The following is an 18,834-nucleotide window of genomic DNA, read 5'->3' as shown; positions in this document are numbered from 1 at the left end:
AAAGAATAAGCCTGCAACATACCATTGCAGGCTTTAGGTTGTTATTGCCTGTTGAATACTTTGCTTAATTTGCATGGCTCTTTCGTACGCACCATGCACACCCAAAAGAATATTTTAGCCATTATCGGCAGCGCGAGCCTGCATTCAGCCAACCAACAACTGGTCCAGTGGCTGGCTGCCAATACTGCCAATACGTTGAATCAGCGCTCTGTCCCATTCCGGCACGCCAGCCAGTTTCTCAGCAGGTTTTCGGGCAAATAGGGCCTGCCGCCACCGGCTTTTACACAGGTACCTGAAAATACGGTGACCGTACAAACTGCAGAGTGTATTTAGACAGCACCATGTTTACCCCCCTTTTTCGCTTCTTCTTCAAAATCAAATCCAGAGTAATATCAATCAGTACAGGTACTTGCGTTTCCCGGAGAGGAGATTTCGGCTATCAGGCATACTATTTACGATTTATTTACAAAGTTTACACTTTTATTTACAACCTAAGTCGCCGGGCTTAAAGATATCAAAGTAATATCGCTGAATCAAATTGATAGAATATGAAAAATAAAATAAACATTTTATTTAGCCCGATCATGATACTGAAAAAAAAATATATACTAACTCGTCATTGGATAACAGTTTTTGTACTGTTTGCCGTTACCCCTATAGCATTTGCTCAACAAAAAGCCAAACAGATCGACGATCTCATGGGCAGATACGTAGACAATGGTAAGTTCAACGGATCTGTGCTGGTTGTAGAGAATGGAAAGGTGATCTTTAAAAAAGGTTACGGTCTGGCAAATATGGAATGGAATATTCCCAATACACCTGACACCAAGTTTCGCCTGGGTTCGCTCACCAAGCAATTTACGGCTATGCTGATAATGCAGTTAGTAGAACAAGGCAAACTTAAGCTGGAGGGCAAAATTACCGACTACCTGACCGACTACCCTAAAGCAGCGGGAGACAAAATTACCATTCACCATTTGCTTACCCATACCTCCGGCATTCCCAATTATACCAACCTTCCTGCCTTCAAGACGTTTAACCGCAATCGATACAAACCTGCTGACTTCCTTAAACAGTTTTCGGATCTGCCACTTGAATTTGAACCAGGTTCTGCTTTTGCCTACAGTAATTCAGGTTATTTTTTGCTGGGAGCTATTATTGAGAAAGTTACCGGTAAAACCTATGAAAAAGTTTTACAGGAAAACATTTTTACGCCACTACAGATGAATAATACTGGCTATGATATGTTTTTCAAGATCTTACCCAAGCGGGCCACAGGCTACGATAGATGGAATTTGGAGTATGAAAATGCTCCCTACCTTGATATGTCCATTCCTTATGCCGCAGGTTCTTTGTACTCAACCGTCGAAGATTTAGCCCTTTGGGATCAAGCTTTGTACAGCGACAAGCTTTTGTCTGCCTCCTCGAAAGCGATCATGCTTACGCCTTACAAAAGCGATTATGCCTACGGTTGGGGTGTCTACAAAACGCAGATCGCTCAGTTAAAAGACTCGGTTGAGGCGATGGGACACCAGGGTGGCATTAATGGCTTCAATACCTCGTTGATCCGGATTCCAAAGAATAAACACCTGGTGGTATTGCTCAATAATACGGGAGGCACTAATCTGGGTGCTATGCAAAATAATATCTTGAAAATATTGTATGATCAACCTTTTGATCTGCCTAAAATATCAGTTGCGTATGTGCTTGGTAAAACACTTGCGACTACTTCGCTGGCAAATGCCCTGAAGCGATATGCGGAAATCAAAAAGCAACCCGCTTATTATCTCAACGAAGGTGAGATCAATGGACTAGGATATGGTATGATCGCTACGGGTAAAATCAGGGAAGCTATTGCCGTATTTAACCTTAATGTAATGGAATATCCTCAATCGTTCAATGTGTGGGATAGCCGGGGTGAAGCCTATATGTTGAATGGTGAAAAGACAAAGGCCATCATGGATTATAAAAAATCACTCGAGCTGGACCCTTATAGCATGAACGCCATCAGAAAATTAAATGAATTGGGTGAGAAAGTTGCCGATCCCAAGGAGGCTACAGTTGAGGACAAGATATTGGATACCTATGTTGGCAAATACCAGTTGACACCTTCTTTTGTGATTTCGATAACTAAGGAAGGCGCCCGATTGTATGAACAAGCCACAGGTCAACCTCGCCATGAACTATACGCGGAATCAGAAAGCAAATTTTTCATGAAAGCAATAGATGGCAAAATCTTATTCGTAAAAAATGAGCAAGGTAGTGTGGAGAAGCTGGTTCTTTTCCAGAATGGGCAAGAGATGCAGGGGAAACGAGTCAATTAAGGCACTAGAATAAATATAAACTTTGGCTTGGTGGCTGGGATGGCCTTCGGCGCTATGCATAAAACATGGCCGAAACGTCCATTTCGCCGCCTGCGCTAAGCTCCGCCGCGCGAAGCGGGAGACACTGCGGAGAATTAAATATAACAACGGCTCCGGAAAACAACAGCACCAATATCATAACTCCCTATATTTGAGCATGAATCTTTTATTTATCTATCTACTAACATTATTCACCTTATTTCGTATCTCCGGTGTACCGGAAACACCCCAACCTACTCCCTCCACAAGCCAATACTGCAACGCCCGTTTCGGCTACTGCATCAATTACCCGGAGAAAGTGTTAACACCACAAGAAGAAGCCTTCAACGGAGACGGCAGAAAGTTTGCCAATAAACAAGGAGAAGTGATCCTCACCGTCTTTGGCCGGCTCAACCAGGACGAGAATGGCAATCCCATTACGCTACAACAACAGTTTGCCAACGATCTAGCCAGCTTGGAGAAAGCAGGCGCCTCTACCGTTATCACCTACAAGAAAAAAGGGGCCGACTTCTATATCATTTCCGGCACAAAAGGAAACAGTATCTTTTACCACAAAATGATCATAAAGCAAGACGCCTTTTGTTTTGCCCTCCTGGAGTACCCGAAGTCAGAAAAACAGGTTTACGATCCTTATTCAACCATAGTTTTCAAAACATTTAAATAGCAGCGGCATTCACTTCCTGCATGCTATAATGATAGCACACTCACACGGAAATTCTCGTTCATTAAAAAGTAAACCGATTCCCCTTGTCAACTACTCCTTACCCTCAAACACCAACCACCGCCCCAAAAAAGGCAGCATCCTCGAATACACCCGGCCATTGGCTATCCAGTTCTTATTCCAGGGTGTTCCGCGGTACTCTTCGGCCTCATGTTCAATGCCCAGGTCTTCCAGCTTACGGGTAAATGCCTGGTTCGAATATACATGTGTAGGCGTTGGGTCGTAGCGGGCCCAGTCAAAAGCAATACCGCGCAATTGCTGTAGGTTTGGTGCACTTTCTTCCAGTGATTGGTCCAACAAAAAGCCAGCCTGGGCTTTCCGGGTATTTTCGGTATGCAATTTCGGTTCGCCATTGTCGGGCTCCATCCAGAAGTCGCAATAAAAGGGCGGACGATGGGGATTCGGCAAAAAGGCCTGCGCCATGGCAACAAACATTTGCGCCCGGCCATCACCTGCCAGCTCAGCAAACGTTTTGGCCTGGTGGATCTTTTTCCAGTTCACCTCATTGGCTGCCCACGGTATATACCCGGCGCCGGTGGCCACCGGATGCAAGGCATATACTACGCTAAAAACTTCCGGATGCGTCATGGCCAGTTTGAGCGCTCCGCGCCCACCCATAAAATCCCCGGTTATCGCGCGACTATCACGATGACTGATCGTGCGAAACTGCTTATCAATAAAGGGAACAAGTTCATGCACGGTGAAATCAAGCCAACGGCCGCTCACCGGTGAGTTTTCATACAAGCTGCCCGTTGTCGGACTGCTGTAATCTGCCACTACAAAAATGAATTCGGGTATAATCTTATTCGCAAAAGCCTGCTCCAGTACGTTCACCAGCTTTCCATCCTCCAATAACTTTTCTGCAGTAGAAAAGATCGAGTGACAGTAATAGACAACCGGATAAGATCTTTTGGAATCGTTATAACCGGGAGGAAGATATACTTTAATGACCCGGTGGGTGTCAAGTCCGATCAAATTCTCCTTCAGTATGGTTGACACAAGATGCCGGGTAACTACAGCACCACGTTTTGTATCCGGGCGGTTGACTGGAGTTACCGGTTTTGCCTGGCCCAAAACAGAGCTCATCTGCATCCCCATAAGCACTACCAGCAAAAAGTATTTTATTTTCCGTGACATTGTACAGGAAGGTTGATTGGGTTATTGTAACATTCTCATTTCCGTTAGGTCTCCCCGGTTTAAGATAAGCATTATTTGGAGCATTACCAGCAGCCACACCCGCCCCGGCAACAGACACATCGGCCTTTATTTCCACACGGGTCTCAGGTTCCGCCACCTCCGCAGCGCTACGGTCAGCCGCCCACACCACCTTCATCCCCGAATCACTCATGATCCGCGCAGCGCCTCCCCCCTGCAAATGCGGAACAATACCCATCAACAACATACAGGGCGCCTCAGCGGCTGGCAGGGGTACCGTGAGTTCCACAGGCTCCAACGCAGCATTGTATTGCGTCAGCGGACCCAACACCACTTCTTTATGTACGGTGCCCTTCTCCACATCCCGGAAAATAGCCACCACGCGCAATTGATAACCCGTCCGGGGCATCGAATCCGCCACCTTCGGGTGCTGGTGCAGCAGCACGTGCAGGCGCAACTGATTTTGTGCTGCGGTTGCAGAAAAATCGTACCCTCCGGCGAGCACTTCCGCCAACGGATGTTGTAAATTACATTCAAAACCTTTCAGGCATTCCAGGCCCAGGGGTCGGCCGGATTTTAACTCGGCACGCAGTAGCTTCAACAGCCTTGACCATGCCCCTCCATCATGCGCTTCCGGGCGCAAAGCATGGTAAACAGGCTGGGCGTACTGGTTACACAACTGCGAACGGTCCTTACTTTCAGCCAGCGCCGGGGTCATAACGAAAGCTGTCTTGGAATTCTTCCGGGTGCGGGCATGCAGCCCATAACGCTTGCTGTTAACAAACGTGAGGTCTTCAATAGTCCCCTGGAGCTTAAAGATGGCGGATAGATTTTTTGCCATAAAAATTGGATTTAATTGATTATGAATAGGATATTAAAAATCAAATACTTGTCACTACCCAACAACTGCACCAACAGGCCCCTTTAAATGGACAGGCTTATCGGGACCTTATCGCGACCTTTTCGCGACCTTATCGCGACCTTACCAAGACCCAGCTCCTCTCCAGCTCCATACCCCACCCTACCCAGCCACCTGCCTGCTCCCACCACCACCCGCACCAGTCATGCTCCACCTCCATTCACTTCCATCCTTCCGCACTTCATTAAACAAGGCGCCATCAGCAACAGCCTCCATTCAAAAATAACATAGGCACATACTCCTTTCCGGAAAAAGGGAGCGAGTGTATGAGAAGCTGGGGCGGAAGGCGACGCAGGCAGGGGTGAACGGCCTCTCTTAACAACTGCTGGCCTCAAATCATATAAACTAATTTGTATATTCGAAAGCTAAACCCCTAACCTGCCATGCAAAACCAGCATTTCTTCTACCGCACGGAGGGCGTGCTAAAACAGATTGTTCTTGATGAAATCATTTACCTGGAAGCAAGGGACAATTACACAAAATTTTTTACAGGCGTTAAAACCTTTTTTATGGTGCGCGCTACCTTGGAGAATTGCCTGAACCTGCTGCCCCCAAATACGTTCTTGCGAATCCACCGCTCCTTCGCAGTGGCTGGTAAACAAATAGCGCTTGTAACACGGGAGGGAGTAATACTGCCTGCAATAAAACTTCAGTTGCCTGTTTCCAAACAATATTATCCATCACTGATGAAGCAGATCGTTGTCCTGGAAAATAAAGTCTCCAAAAGCGGGAAGCAGCAGGAGTAAGAAGACAGTTATCCCACCGCAAAAAATAAGCCCCGACGATCATCGGGGCTTTAGGCGCTTAAGCGCCCAATTATTTGCATATTAGCTTATATACGGGAAGAAGCCAATATTATTTGTAATTAAACCGCCAGGTATAGGTCTCGTCGTACGAATCTATGGTGGCTACCATTTTTCCAAGCTGTTTACTTCCATTCAGCGTATTGGTGAGGGTGATCTTATCTCCGTCCCAGGACATAGTAGCCGGTACATTTTTATTGAACAGGGACTCGTCAGTTATAAATGGTTCAAGTCCCTTCAGGTTGCTATAATTGAATAAAGCCAGTTCTTTATAATCATTCGGCAGTGAAGTATACGTCAATGTTTTTTCTACGATCAATGTCCCGCTTTTATCATACTCCTTTATGCTGGTTATATTGCCACCGGTTACCGTATAGGTATAATAGCGCCACAACTCCATCGGGCCGTTTGCATTGTGGTAATAGCTTTTTTTCTCCACTACCCCATCTTTATAGGTATATACATACCGCTCATTGGTTCCCCAGTTATAATCCTGTTGCGTCAGCAAACCATCCCCATTATAGGTATATTTTACGTACTCCCCAAAACTGTTGGTGATGCGTTCAATCCTGCCCGCGGCATCGTAGGTTGCCGTCATAGTATCGCCGTACAGGCTATCAATCAGCTTATGCAATTTACCGGAAGCATTGTAAGAAAGCAGGTATACCGTATCATCATCGGTCAGCGGGTCCTGTCCCTGGTGAATACGGACCAGTTTTCCTGTGGGCGTTGTTCCTCCTCCATCGGAGTCTTTTTTACAGGATAATACGATGCATGTAATTAAAACCGAAAGAACAGATAATTTAAGAATTTTCATAATTGGATGTTGGGGTTAAAGAGCTCGAATTAAGCGTAGGAATAACGAATAGCGAGCCTCATTATTACCCCTGTCAATCCCGTTAGGATTTTCCGGTTATCCAATATAGATATAAAATATTTATCCTGTATCGTTGAAACAATAATCCTCGTTCAGCTTATTTTCGTTGGTAAACTCTTACATAATCCACCTCAAACTGCTGCGGAAAGGTTGTTTTGGAGGCATCTCCTCCATTCATACCGCCTATGGCCAGGTTCAACAGCATGTAGTGGGGCTGACGGAACGGATTAAAACCGCTGCCATCTTTGTTGTTCAGTTTGTCAAGGGGTACTTTGTTGAGCAGGACATCATCTACGAAGAGCGCGATGTATTCTGCTGTCCAATCCATCCGCCATACATGGAACTGGCTGGCCCATTTCTCCCCGCCCAATGAATCGATGGCGAAGGTGTTGCTGAACCATTCCGCTTTCCGGTCGGGTCCCAGGCAGGCGATATTGGCCAGCAGCTTGCCGCGATAATATTCCATGATATCAATTTCGCCATTGCCGGGCCAGGGCTTGTCATTACCAAGCGTCCACCACGCAGGCCAGATCCCGTCCTTAATGCTAATGCGGCCCCGCATTTCAAAACGGCCATATAACCAGGACCCCTTGCCCCTGGTGAGCAGGCAGGCAGCGGTGTATTCTATATTCGGCCTCTTGCGTCGCCAGTCCCTGCTTCCTGCTGTATACCCGGGATTGGGCTTTTGTTCGCGCCGGGCTTCAATCACCAACTGTCCGTCCCTGCATGCCGCATTCTCCGGCTGGTACCATTGCCACTCCTCATTACGCACAAAGCCTTTTTCATAACCCCACTTCGTGGTGTCGGGCGCTCCATGATGGTTGAATTCATCCGACCATACCAAACGATAGCCATCACGGTCATGATTCAAAGTATTGTTCTGCCACCTGTACATTTCACAAGCGGCCAGCAGGAAGGCGCCTACCCCAAAGGGAGAGGTTGAGTTCTTATCTACCACCTGCCCGGGAATAGCGCGCTCACCGATGGGCTGCACATATCCAATCTTTCCATCGGGCTGCAAGGCTGTTTGGGTGAGGTAGTTCCAGGCAACCTGTGCTGTGGGCAGGTAATCTTTTTTGTCGAGGATGCCATTGTTCATGCCCCACAGCAACCCATACGTGAAGAAGGCCGTACCACTCGATTCCGGGCCTGGTGCATGCGCCGGATCAAGCATACTCCTCGTCCAATACCCTTCCGTTTGTTGCGCTTCTTTGATGGCCTGCGCCATCCGCCTGAACCGTTGCACATAGAAGGACCTGTTGGGGGCCGTGGCAGGAAGACCTTTGATCACTTTGGCCAATGCTGCAAACACCCATCCATCTCCCCTGGCCCAGAAATCTTTTTTACCGTTAACACTTTTGTGTTTGGGATAAACATATTTGGCGTCCCGGTAATAAAGCCCTGCTTCCTCGTCGTACATAATGCTATTGGCATGTTGAAAATATGCCTGCATCTTTTCGAGGTAAAGGGGGTTGCCGGTCGTATTGTACAGTTTGGTCATAACGGGCATCACCATGTACAGGCCATCTGCCCACCACCAATAATCGTTGCGGGCAGTGCTCATCTGGTATTCCATCACCTCTTTGGCCCTGGCAATCTTTTGTGCTGACGGTTGCAGGTGGTAGAGGTCGAGGTAAGTTTGAAAGCAGATCTGCCAATCGCCAAAGAGAACATATTCATCCCGCTCGCCATACGTGTGTTTCCAGTCTGCCGGGTTGTTCGATTTCGCGCCCTTCCATTGGTTGTACGCCGCCCAATCTTCTGAATATTTTCTGAAGGCAGTATCCCGGGTCAGTGAATACACTTCCATATTACCGGTATGATAGGCGGCCACATCCCAGAATGCCCAGCCTGGTTGCGGATGCGTGCTTTGCCAGTACCGGTTCACTTTATAAATGATATCCAATACGCTCTGGCTGGATGTTTCTGCTTTTACCTCAGTGGAGCTATTGTGGGGCTGTGCCTGCATGGCTGTTCCCAACAACAAGGCGGCAAAAAGAGGGAATGTTTTTCTCAGGATCATCTTAATAAGGGCAGGCTTTTATTGAACGCCTTCAAGGATAATTTACCAGCCTGCCAACGGGCAGGCTGGTAAATATAGTTCATGTACGCAAGTAATTTAATTTTTGTCTTCATCGGCTACTGCTTCTTCCCAGGTTTCCCACATAGAAATAGTGGCGTCGAAACCAGTGTAGCCCTGATTCTGGCGCAGTTTGGCTCCTCCATTCGCTTGAATGGCGCTATTGGGTATGGGCCAGTTAATATTGTGGGCAGCCATGGTATAAGAACGGTTCTTTACTATTACCCTACCCTTGTTGTAATAGTTATTATAAGCCTGTATACGGTTAAACCAGTAGCTGTTCGTCGCCAGGTTATCGGCATTGTACGTGTTACCCCACTCATCGGGCTTGCTACTTTTGGCGAGGCAATAGGAAACCCGGCTCATTTCGGTAAAACGCCATTCTTCCATGTTCAGTTCGCGGGCGCGCTCATTCATGATATCGCCGATGTTTACAGCCGCATACGTTTGTGTACAACCGGCACGCTGCCTGATGGTATTTACATCGGCCGTTGCACCCACTACGTCACCTTTGTAGAATTTGGCCTCTGCACGCAGCAGGTAGGTTTCAGCCAGGCGGTAGAAGTACCAATCGCCGGCGCCGCCGCGGTGGTTGGCATTGCTGCGATCGCCTGTTTCAATCAGGTTTTCAACATAATATTTGTAATGCGGCCAGTCGAACCAGTTACGCACCGTATCGTTGCACAGGATCGCATTGGTGGTAGGGTGACGCAGCACCAGGTTCTTGCCGAACCAGGTACTGGAAGGATCATTGTATTTGAGTGAATCCATTCTTGCCCAGTTGCCCACGGTGCTGTTGTGACGCAGGTCACCGGCATCCTCCAGGCCATTCACGATCCAAAGCTCATTGGTAGCATAATAAGTGGGGCGGATATGCGCAATACCGCGGCCGATCCCACGTGGATAGTCATAATTGACACGGTACGTGGTGGCGTTGGGTGCATAAAATCGTAAGGCTTGTTTACCATCGGGCGACTGTGTGCCGATCGCATCGTGCCAGGGCAGCCAGTTACGCATGGAGTTCATATTAATACCGGCATCCGTAGGCATGCGGTTGGGCATGATCAGGATATTTTCGTTGTTGGCCGCAATCGCCTTGTTCTCGGGGCGGTGCAGGTCCCAGATCACGTTGCGGGTGATGGGCCAGGTTTGCGGGTAAGGGTTGATGAAAGTGCCGAAGGTGTTGGTCATAAGCGAGTAACCGGAACTGTTGATCAGGATATCCGCCTGTTCTATCGCCTTGTCATATTGACCTGTTGCGAGGTAACATTTGATCAGCAACTGGCGGCAGGCGCCTTTGTTGATCATACCCTTTAAAGCCATATTCTTTTGCTCGGGCACCCACTCTATCGCTTTCTCCATATCTGCCGTGATCATCTGCAGGATGGCCTCGCGTTTGGTGGTCTTGTAGTTCACTTTGGGCGCGCTGAGTATCTTGGTCACCAGGGGCACGTCCTTGAACTCAAATACCAGTGCGAGATAACGGAAAGAGCGATGAAAAAGCGCCCTGCCCCGGTATTCGTTCCGGGTAGCTTCGTCCAGCCCTTCCACATTGCCAATAAAGCTCAATACGGTATTGGCATATTTAATGCCATTGTAGGTTTCGTTCCAGAAATAGCCGGTCCTTTCGGGCATATCGGTAGGGGTAAACCGCGTAGCAATGTCGGCAAAGATATTGCCATCATCGGTTTTACTGGCCACGGCCATGTCCGAGAACATGTATTCTGTGTTGATCGGCAGGCCAAGGTCCACGTATTCGAAATAAGTCCAGTAAGAACGCAGGTGACGGTCGGCGATGGCCAGCGCTGCATCCAGGCCGGCGCGGGTAGTAAAGGTGGCCCCTGGTTCGTAAAAAGATAACGGATCGGGTTGCAGGTATTCTTTCTTACAGCCCGTGAGCGAGGCCAGCAATCCCGCTATCAGTAAATATTTATATAGGGTCTTTTTCATGTCTCAATCGTTTAGAAGTTAGCATTTAATCCAATAGTATAGGTCCTGGGAGCCATTCCACCTGTTTCAACATCCCAGTAATCCCAGTTCTTATCTTTTTTCCATACCGCTACATTACGAACGGTGGCAAAAACTTTGAATTTGTCTATGCCCACTTTCGACAGCAGGTTTTTAGGCAGCAGGTAGCCCAACGTTACGTTTTCGAGCCTGATGAAAGAGCGGTCGAATAATCTTCCGGGAGCGTTTACACCGGAAGGACCTTTTGCATCCAACCGTCCTACCACATTACTGGGGTTTTCAAGCGTCCAGTAATCCTTCTCGTAGGCGTTGGCCAGGTTGGTCACCAGCGAGGTTCCGTTATCCTGGTTGAGGTAAATGTTGCTCAGGCTCTTGTGCCCCCAATAAGAATAGATGTTGAAGGAGAAATTGAAATTCTTATACGTAAAGTCGTTCCTTACCGACCACATGATCGGCGGAGCTGTTTGTCCCAGGAACTGCTTGTCGGGATCGCCGTAAGCAGGCGTCGTACTGCCGTCGGGATTTACCTTATCGTTGGCCGTATTGTTGGCCACCTTGGGATCGCCAGGACGTTGACCATATTTAGCAGCTTCGGCCGCTTCATTGGCTTGCCAGATACCCACCACATTGTAGTTCCAGATAGCGCTGATCGGCTGGCCGATGAACCATCCGTTGGCGAGGTCGTCCCTTTCTCTTACTTCAATAACGTTACCCTGTGCATCCAGGATATTGTCGTATACATAGTACAGGTGTTTGATCTCATTCTTATACTTCGAGAATCCGAAGTTGGTGCTCCAGGAGAAATCACGGGTCCTGATATTTTGTGAGTTGATGGTGATCTCAATACCCTTGTTTTCCACCTTACCGAGGTTGGTGGTGATACTGGACACGCCGGAGAATTGAGGCAGTGAACGGTTCATGATCATATCCACAGTGGGCGTGATATAATAATCAACGCTACCGGTGATGCGGTCGTTCAGGAAGCCGAAATCGAGACCAACGTTGAACGACTCTGTTTTCTCCCAACTGAGGTTGGGGTTGGCCAGGCGGCTCACCGACAGGTACCTGTATTGCACCAGGTTGCCACTGGCATCGAGGTAGCCCATGGTGGCTCCTGCACCGGCGCCCAGGTTGGCAATGGCCAGGTAAGGATCGGCCAGCGAGCGGTTACCATTCTGTCCCCAGGAAGCCCTCAGCTTACCGGAGCTCATGGGTTTCCAGTTGAAGAAGCTTTCGTTGGTGAACGTCCAGGCGCCTGCAATGGAGAAAAAGGTTGCACGCGGATTGGAGGTACCGAATGCAGAATAGCCATCACGGCGTACAGAAGAGGTGATCATATAACGTTCGTCAAAAGAATAGAACACACGCGCCAGCATACCATCGGCCGTTTCTTTCACGTCGTTGGCATCATAGCTGCTCCTGTCCTTACTACCATAAAATACTTCATGAAATCCGAGGGCGTCGCTGGGCTTGATGTCGCGGGCTTCCACACGGTCGGTCCACAACTGGCGGTTCTCTGCTTCCTGTACAAGGGTCACTGCCACGCGGTGTTTGGCGGCAAAAGTCTGTTCCCAGTTAAGGGTATTGTTGATCGACCAGTCGAAACGCACCGTTTGTTCCCGGTTCACGAGACCATTGGTCGTTCTCCAGTCGGGGTGGTTGGCAGATTCCCAGTAGCGGTCACGGAAGTGTTGGAAACGCGGAGAAGCGTTGAATGAATAAGTGATATTGAAAGGTAACTTCACCTTGGTGTTCAGGATCGCATTGAATACGGTGAAACCTTTGTCAAGATCGCGGTAACCACGGTCGAAGTCGTAGTTATAACCAAAATTGTTGACCATTGCTCTGCCCATAGGGTTGGCCAGCAGGGCGCCGGTAGCTTCGTTCCTGTAGGCAGCAAAGGGCGCGTTGTTCACGATCTGCTTGTTCCAGTCTACCGCCAGGTTGCCATCGGTACGGTTCTGGAAGTTGACGTTTCCACCAATCTCCAGCCATTTGGTGATCTTGCCTTCCACTTTCAGGTTGGCGCGGATGGCTTTGTAATCATCGCCTTTCACAGCGCTCTGGTTGCTCAGGTAGCCGAGTGACATGTAATAGTTCATATTATCGGTGCCGCCGGATGCGCTGATGTTATAATCCTGGTTGATGCCGGTGCGGAAAGATTGGTCATACCAATCGAAAGTGCGTCCGCCGAGAAAACGGTTCAGCACGGTGTCCTGCAACAGGAGCCGTTTTGCCCAAACCTCATTGTCGTTGGCGGAGTTGTTGCTGGTATAAGCTCTCCACGCGTCCAGCGTGATACCGTATTTGGTCAGGTTGGCTTCAGTAGGCCGGGCATAAAATCCAGGTCTTTTATTCGTGCCCCAACCCGATTGCGGTACCTGGTAGGCTTCATATTGATTGTTGGCTGTATTGAGCCCATACGTGGCGGCTGTGTACCAGTCTTCCCGGTATTGCATATAGCCTTCCGGACCAAATACCGGCCTGTTGGCTCCCATAGTGGTAACGCCCAGGCTGGAGGTGAAGCTAATTCTGGGTTTACCTTTTTGCCCTTTTTTGGTGGAAACGATCAGTACGCCATTGGCTGATTTAGCTCCATAGATAGAAGCTGCCGAAGCGTCTTTCAGGATGTCGATCTGGGCAATATCATCGGGATTGATCTCAGACAGTTCGCCGTAAAAGATCATACCATCCAAAACGATCAGGGGATCGTTGTGGCCTGCTTCAGTATATACTGAACGCTGACCGCGGATCTGTATCGCACCGCCGCCTTTAGCAGAAGGATCGAGGCCAACGCTTAGGCCCGGTGTTCCCCGCAGGATGTCCTGCACGGTATTGGGATTCTGATCGGCCAGCTTATCGGGCTTGATCTGGGTAATAGCGCCGGTAAGGTCTTTTTTCCGCGCCGAGCCATACCCGATGACCACTACTTCGTTCAGGGATACCTTGCTGGGCTCTAGTTTTATGGAGATATCGCCGCTGGCAGGCACTTTAATAGTTTGTGCCGTATAACCTAAAGAAGAAATATGCAGGGTAGCATTAACGGGAGCTTCCAGGGAAAAACGTCCCTCTCCATTGGAAGTAGTCCCCGCAGCTTTATCGCCGATGGTAATGGAAGCGCCTATCACCGGTTGGTTGGTGGTGGCATCTATAATAGTGCCGGTAACGGGGCGGTTTTGGGCCAGCATGGTCAGGGGTAACAAACACAAAGCAGTAAACACCAGGGCGATCACTCCTTGTGGTTGAGTCAGTAGCTTTTTCATAAAGCGTATAGTTATTTTCAAGTGTTAATGTCAGTTTAGTTGAAACCGCAGTTGTTGTTAGGAGCAAGCCCGGCAGTTGGGGCCTGTCTCTGATTGTTTAAGATGTTGTGATCTGTGTTGATCAGGGAGGAAGGGAAAGTGAGTAAAAAGCGAATAGATGGCCAAAGAGCCACGGACGACGTGTCGATCGGTTTACTTTTTTCATATACGCAAGCAGTTTTCTACGCCCTGCTTAGGGGTTTTTAAGAAGGCAATCCAGTGTTAATTCTTTCACAATTTAGCAGGAAGTAAACGGGCAGGTAGGGGGGCGATTTTGATAAAAAGGGGGCAATTTTACACTTGAGGGTACTACAAATTTACGCCACGAAAGATAGTGACGATTGATATTCAATGAAATAGCCTTATTGGGTGGCAGATTCGTCCCTCTTTATGATCTTCTCATTGAGATTGTACTGTTTGCCCAGGTTCCGGCGGTACTTTTCAATGTAGGCAGAGGGCTTCATACCGAAGAGACTGGTGAAATGTTTCCGGAAATGCTTGATGTCACTGATGCCCACCTGGAAAGCTGTTTCAGTGATATTATAGTTGGTATTGATGAACAGCTCCGCCGCTTTGCGCAGGCGGATGAACCGTACAAAAGCATTGGCCGGCTGTCCGGAAACGGCTTTGATCTTCTTGTTCATTTTCGCATAGCTCATGCCCAGCTCCCGCGCCAGGGTGACAATGGAGAACTGGTCATCGTCGAGATGCGCTTCCACAATGGCGATACAGTTGTCTAAAAACTCCTTGTAGTCGGAGGAGATCTTTAACGGATTATCCTGGAGTGTGATCTCATTATAAAAATACTTCTGCAGGTTGCTCCGGCTTTTCAACAGGGCGGCCACCCGGGCTATCAGCAGGTCCCGGTCGAAAGGCTTGGCAATATAATCATCAGCCCCACCCTCTACCCCGCTCAGCCTGGCTTCTGTAGAAGCGTTGCCGGTAAGGAGGATCACCGGGATATGCCCCAAAGCGGGGTCGCCTTTGATCTTTTGACAAAGCTCGATGCCCGACATGGGCTGCATCACCACATCGCTGATGATCACATCCGGCAGGTATTGGCTCGCCAGGGCAAGGGCTTCTTCGCCGCTTTGCGCCTCATACACCGCATACAGATCTTTGAACAAGTGGCGGATGTATAGCCGTATCTCCCTGTTGTCGTCCACTACCAGGATACTCCGGCTTTCTGTGGTGAGCGGATTATGTGCCTGTTGAAGATCCGGATCGTCTGCTTCCGGCAGTATTGCCGGTTCCGGCAATTCTTCGAGGATAGAAGTGGTGGTCACAGCTTCCTCCATGATCTCCTGGCTGGCCAGGTGCTCATCGCCCAGGGGCATTTCTACGAAAAACGCAGTGCCCTTTCCTGCTTCACTGGTATAATTAATGGTCCCCTTATGAGCGTTCACAAAGTGCTTTACCAAAAACAACCCTATGCCAAACCCCGCTTTGGCCGTGCTGGCCTGGTAAAACTTTTCAAATAGCTTTTCGCGTGCATCCGCGGAGATGCCCGGCCCGCTATCCCTCACCTCCATCAGTGCATGGCCATCGGCTGACTTTACGCTGACAATGACCTTCCCTTCATTGGGCGTGTATTTAAAAGCATTGGACAGCAGGTTATACAAAATGATCTCCAGTTTCTCCCGGTCGGCATACATCACCAATGCAGGTTCCTCCAGGTGCAACTGGTAGTCGATCTTCTTCGCATGGGCCAACTGGGTGAAGGAACCATACACTTCTTTAATGAGCGCAGTGAGATCAATTTTAGAGATCTTCAGCCTGTCCAGTTCACTATCGGCCTTTTGAAACAACAGTAACTGATCTACCAGGCGCAGCATCCGGCCGGCATTCTGGTATATCAGCCGCAGGTCGGCTTCGTTTTCTCCCAGCTCTTTATTTTTGATCAGGTCTTTGATCGGGTTCAGCACCAGGGTGAGCGGTGTTCTGAACTCGTGCGAGATATTGGTAAAGAAAGCCACTTTCTTTTCATTGAGGTCCCGCTCCTTTTCATTGATCACTCGTTGCGCCTCCAGCGCTACTTCCCCTTTTGCTTTTTCGGCTTTTGCCAATTCCAGCTCCGCTTCGCTGCGCTGACGTTCGGCCTTTTCCAATCCCAGCAGGGCCTGGCTTTTTGCTCTTTCAGCACGTTCATTTTCTTCATTCAGCCGGGCTATCTGCACCTCGTATTCGAGGCGTGTTTGCCTGGATTTATACCTTATATATAAGTACAACAATCCGCCCGCCAGGCAGGCATAAAGCGTATACGCCCACCAGGTGCGGTACCAGGGCGGCAGTATGCTGATGGAAAGTATCGTCTCCCTGGGATTCCATTCGCCCGCTGCATTGGTCGATTTGATGTGCAGGGTATAATCACCTTCCCGGAGGTTGGTATAATTGGCCGTACGGATATTGCTGGTATAATTCCAGCCCTTGTCCCATCCTTCGAGATAATAGCCGTACCAGATCTTCCCGGGAGAGGTATACTCCAGCGCCGCAAAATCGACCGACAGCACTGCTTCGTTGTAGGGTATGCGTAAACCGCTGATGTGGTTGTCGGTAATACTGTTGACATACCTGTTTTCTTCTCCTATCTGTTTGTTGTTGACCCGGAGGCCGGTCACCAGCACCGGCGGCATAAATTTGCGCGGCGCGATTTTTTCCGGATAGAAAAGCACAAATCCATTGATGCTGCCAAACACCATTTCGCCCGATCGCAAATGCAGGGCAGCCCGGAACATAAACTGGTTGCTGGGCAAGCCATCGCCCTGGTAATAGTTGGTAAATGTTTTTAGCTGGGGATTGAAGCTGGAGAGCCCATTGAAGGTGCTTACCCACAGGTTGCCGGCCTTGTCCTGCAACATGCTGAGTACTGAATTATTGCACAAGCCCTCGTCGTCGGCATAATGGGCTACGACCTTTCCCTGTACCGGATCGAACAACAGTATCCCCGCCCCTTCTGTGCCGACCCAAAACTTACCATCCGCAGCTTTCCACAGGGCCCTTACCGGCTTTCCGATGGCAAAGACACGGTGTTGTTGATGGCTTCTGTCCAACCTGATCAACCGGTAGGAATCGCCGGCCCACATGGCTCCCTGATCATCTTCGAGGAAGGAGACGAGATCGAACAACGACTGGTCGAATAATTCAAACCGGTCAGCGGTTTCATTGTAGCGATATAATTTACCATTGCCGAAGGTAGCTGCCCAGAGCTTGTTCTCCCGGTCGAGGTACAGTTTCCTGACATTGGCATTCTCCACCCCAACGGCCTCGTTGTAGCAGGTGTACCGCCGGAATGTGCCGGATGCTTTGTCAAACTTATTCACGCCGCCGCCAAAGGTGGCTATCCAGATCTGCCCGCGATGATCTTCCAGTATACTGGTGACCTTATCATTGCTCAGCGAGCGTATGTTGGCCGGGTCATGCCGGTAGTTCCGGAAGCGGTTGCTTTTCCGGTCCCAGATGCTCATGCCGCCGCCATCGGTGCCGATGTATAGTTGCTCGTTCTCGTCTTCAAAAAAACAGGCGGCAAAATTGCTGACGAGGCTATTGCGGTTCACGGGATCGTGGGCCACTGTCTGAAACTGGCTGATGCGGGGGTCAATGATATTCAGCCCTCCTTTGAGGGTGCCCATCCAGTGCCTCGATTCGTTGTCGTGATAAATGGCGGTGACCGACTCACTGGACAGTGACTGACTGTTTTCGCCGGGCAATATATAAGTCACCTCGCCTGTTACAGGATCGAGCACATTGATGCCGCCACCTTCTGTTCCGATCCACAGCTTCCTGGTTTTGTCGAATGCGAGGGAGGCGATATTGTCTGATGTTAAGCCGTCTTTTGCGGCCCTGTACGTTTTTACATAGGCGCCGGGTACAATGGCATATTTGTGCAAACCATTTGCCGTACCGATCCAAATATTATCCTGGTTGTCGGGCACGATATTGTTCGCAAACTTTACCGCACCGCTCACCAATTGCATTTGTTTCGTGGCAGGGTCCCACTTTAGCAGTCCCACCTCCTCCACGAAGAGCCAGATGCCTTGTTGATCATCGATCGCTGCGGTCACACTGTAATCAAACTGTTGCTTTGTCCCTGTTTTTAAAGGGATCCGTATAGCTGTATGGGTCCCGGCCAGTTGCACCATCAACCCTCTCCCATGCGTGGCAATAAATATATTCCCCTGGGCGTCTGAAACCACCCTGTCTATGCTGGCGGTGATCTTTTCGCGCCTGCCGCTACCGCCGGGCAGGAAGTAAGCCGGTGAAAACTTCGAGGTGCGGCTATTGAAGATGCTAAGCCCCTGACCGGTGCCTACCCATATATTTTTTTCCGGGTCCTGGTGAATGGAGGAGATATAATTGTGTGGGAGCGACAGTGAATCGTTGAGCTTATTGCGAAACACTTTAAACTCATAACCATCATAGCGGTTAAGTCCATCAAAAGTACCGAACCAGAAAAAGCCATCCCTGTCCTGGTATATACAGCGTATAGAATTGTTGGACAATCCCTTTTCCACTCCCAGCCGGATAATCCGGGGATTATCGGCCGCCACCAGTAACTGACTGCAAAAGATAGCCAGTAAACAAGCAATGTATCTATACATACGCGGCCAAATTTAGGGTTAATTTCTGTTGATTCAGGGATTGAATGT

11 protein-coding genes are annotated in these 18,834 nt (G+C 49.1%); 4 read left to right on the top strand and 7 right to left on the bottom strand.

Annotated features, from left to right (window positions below; genetic code table 11):
* Positions 1-69 precede the first annotated feature (69 nt).
* The 3 genes from HB364_RS15375 (at position 70) to HB364_RS15365 (ending at position 3,027) form a co-directional block, all read left to right on the top strand.
* On the top strand, positions 70-261 hold the full coding sequence (locus HB364_RS15375) for a hypothetical protein (protein ID WP_167289112.1): 192 nt from the start codon (positions 70-72) through the stop codon (positions 259-261).
* 287 nt (positions 262-548) lie between these two features.
* The gene (locus HB364_RS15370) at positions 549-2,324 is read left to right on the top strand and encodes a serine hydrolase (protein WP_167289111.1); all 1,776 of its coding nucleotides are present in this window, start codon (positions 549-551) and stop codon (positions 2,322-2,324) included.
* 196 nt (positions 2,325-2,520) lie between these two features.
* Positions 2,521-3,027, top strand: a complete 507-nt coding sequence (locus tag HB364_RS15365; protein WP_167289110.1) for a hypothetical protein — start codon at positions 2,521-2,523, stop codon at positions 3,025-3,027.
* Between the two features lie 90 nt (positions 3,028-3,117).
* Here the strand turns inward: HB364_RS15365 and HB364_RS15360 are convergent, their stop codons facing one another.
* Together HB364_RS15360 and HB364_RS15355 are read right to left on the bottom strand one after the other, a co-directional pair.
* The gene (locus HB364_RS15360) at positions 3,118-4,083 is read right to left on the bottom strand and encodes an alpha/beta hydrolase (protein ID WP_167289109.1); all 966 of its coding nucleotides are present in this window, start codon (positions 4,081-4,083) and stop codon (positions 3,118-3,120) included.
* A complete protein-coding gene (locus HB364_RS15355) occupies positions 4,046-5,080 on the bottom strand; it encodes a hypothetical protein (protein ID WP_167289108.1) in 1,035 nt (344 codons plus the stop codon). The genes HB364_RS15360 and HB364_RS15355 overlap by 38 nt, the downstream gene beginning before the upstream one ends.
* A gap of 461 nt (positions 5,081-5,541) precedes the next feature.
* Here HB364_RS15355 and HB364_RS15350 point away from each other — a divergent pair, with 461 nt between their 5' ends.
* Positions 5,542-5,904 (top strand): LytR/AlgR family response regulator transcription factor, encoded by a 363-nt coding sequence (locus tag HB364_RS15350; RefSeq protein WP_167289107.1) that lies wholly within the window; start codon positions 5,542-5,544, stop codon positions 5,902-5,904.
* A gap of 109 nt (positions 5,905-6,013) precedes the next feature.
* On the opposite strand, the gene HB364_RS15345 is transcribed toward HB364_RS15350, so the two are convergent.
* From HB364_RS15345 to HB364_RS15325, 5 genes are all read right to left on the bottom strand, one after another.
* Complete coding sequence (locus HB364_RS15345; RefSeq protein WP_167289106.1) at positions 6,014-6,778, bottom strand: hypothetical protein; 765 nt, start codon at positions 6,776-6,778, stop codon at positions 6,014-6,016.
* Positions 6,779-6,935: 157 nt separating this feature from the next.
* On the bottom strand, positions 6,936-8,861 hold the full coding sequence (locus HB364_RS32920) for a glycoside hydrolase family 88 protein (protein WP_208419965.1): 1,926 nt from the start codon (positions 8,859-8,861) through the stop codon (positions 6,936-6,938).
* Between the two features lie 96 nt (positions 8,862-8,957).
* Positions 8,958-10,868: a RagB/SusD family nutrient uptake outer membrane protein gene (locus HB364_RS15335; RefSeq protein ID WP_167289105.1), complete on the bottom strand. Its 1,911-nt coding sequence runs from the start codon at positions 10,866-10,868 to the stop codon at positions 8,958-8,960.
* Positions 10,869-10,879: 11 nt separating this feature from the next.
* Positions 10,880-14,149: a SusC/RagA family TonB-linked outer membrane protein gene (locus HB364_RS15330; RefSeq protein ID WP_167289104.1), complete on the bottom strand. Its 3,270-nt coding sequence runs from the start codon at positions 14,147-14,149 to the stop codon at positions 10,880-10,882.
* A 401-nt stretch (positions 14,150-14,550) separates the two neighbouring features.
* On the bottom strand, positions 14,551-18,786 hold the full coding sequence (locus HB364_RS15325; RefSeq protein WP_167289103.1) for a two-component regulator propeller domain-containing protein: 4,236 nt from the start codon (positions 18,784-18,786) through the stop codon (positions 14,551-14,553).
* Positions 18,787-18,834: the final 48 nt, after the last annotated feature.

Origin of the sequence: Paraflavitalea devenefica, from assembly GCF_011759375.1 — a bacterium.
Taxonomy (GTDB): domain Bacteria; phylum Bacteroidota; class Bacteroidia; order Chitinophagales; family Chitinophagaceae; genus Paraflavitalea; species Paraflavitalea devenefica.
This window is presented reverse-complemented; position numbering and strand designations above follow the sequence as displayed.

Bases quoted from the DNA above. Each gene is read 5' to 3' on its own strand.
- HB364_RS15370 (WP_167289111.1), top strand. From the start codon at position 549: ATGAAAAATAAAATAAACATTTTATTTAGCCCGATCATGATACTGAAA.
- HB364_RS15355 (WP_167289108.1), bottom strand. From the start codon at position 5,080: ATGGCAAAAAATCTATCCGCCATCTTTAAGCTCCAGGGGACTATTGAA.
- HB364_RS32920 (WP_208419965.1), bottom strand. From the start codon at position 8,861: ATGATCCTGAGAAAAACATTCCCTCTTTTTGCCGCCTTGTTGTTGGGA.
- HB364_RS15365 (WP_167289110.1), top strand. From the start codon at position 2,521: ATGAATCTTTTATTTATCTATCTACTAACATTATTCACCTTATTTCGT.
- HB364_RS15325 (WP_167289103.1), bottom strand. From the start codon at position 18,786: ATGTATAGATACATTGCTTGTTTACTGGCTATCTTTTGCAGTCAGTTA.
- HB364_RS15350 (WP_167289107.1), top strand. From the start codon at position 5,542: ATGCAAAACCAGCATTTCTTCTACCGCACGGAGGGCGTGCTAAAACAG.
- HB364_RS15330 (WP_167289104.1), bottom strand. From the start codon at position 14,149: ATGAAAAAGCTACTGACTCAACCACAAGGAGTGATCGCCCTGGTGTTT.
- HB364_RS15345 (WP_167289106.1), bottom strand. From the start codon at position 6,778: ATGAAAATTCTTAAATTATCTGTTCTTTCGGTTTTAATTACATGCATC.
- HB364_RS15335 (WP_167289105.1), bottom strand. From the start codon at position 10,868: ATGAAAAAGACCCTATATAAATATTTACTGATAGCGGGATTGCTGGCC.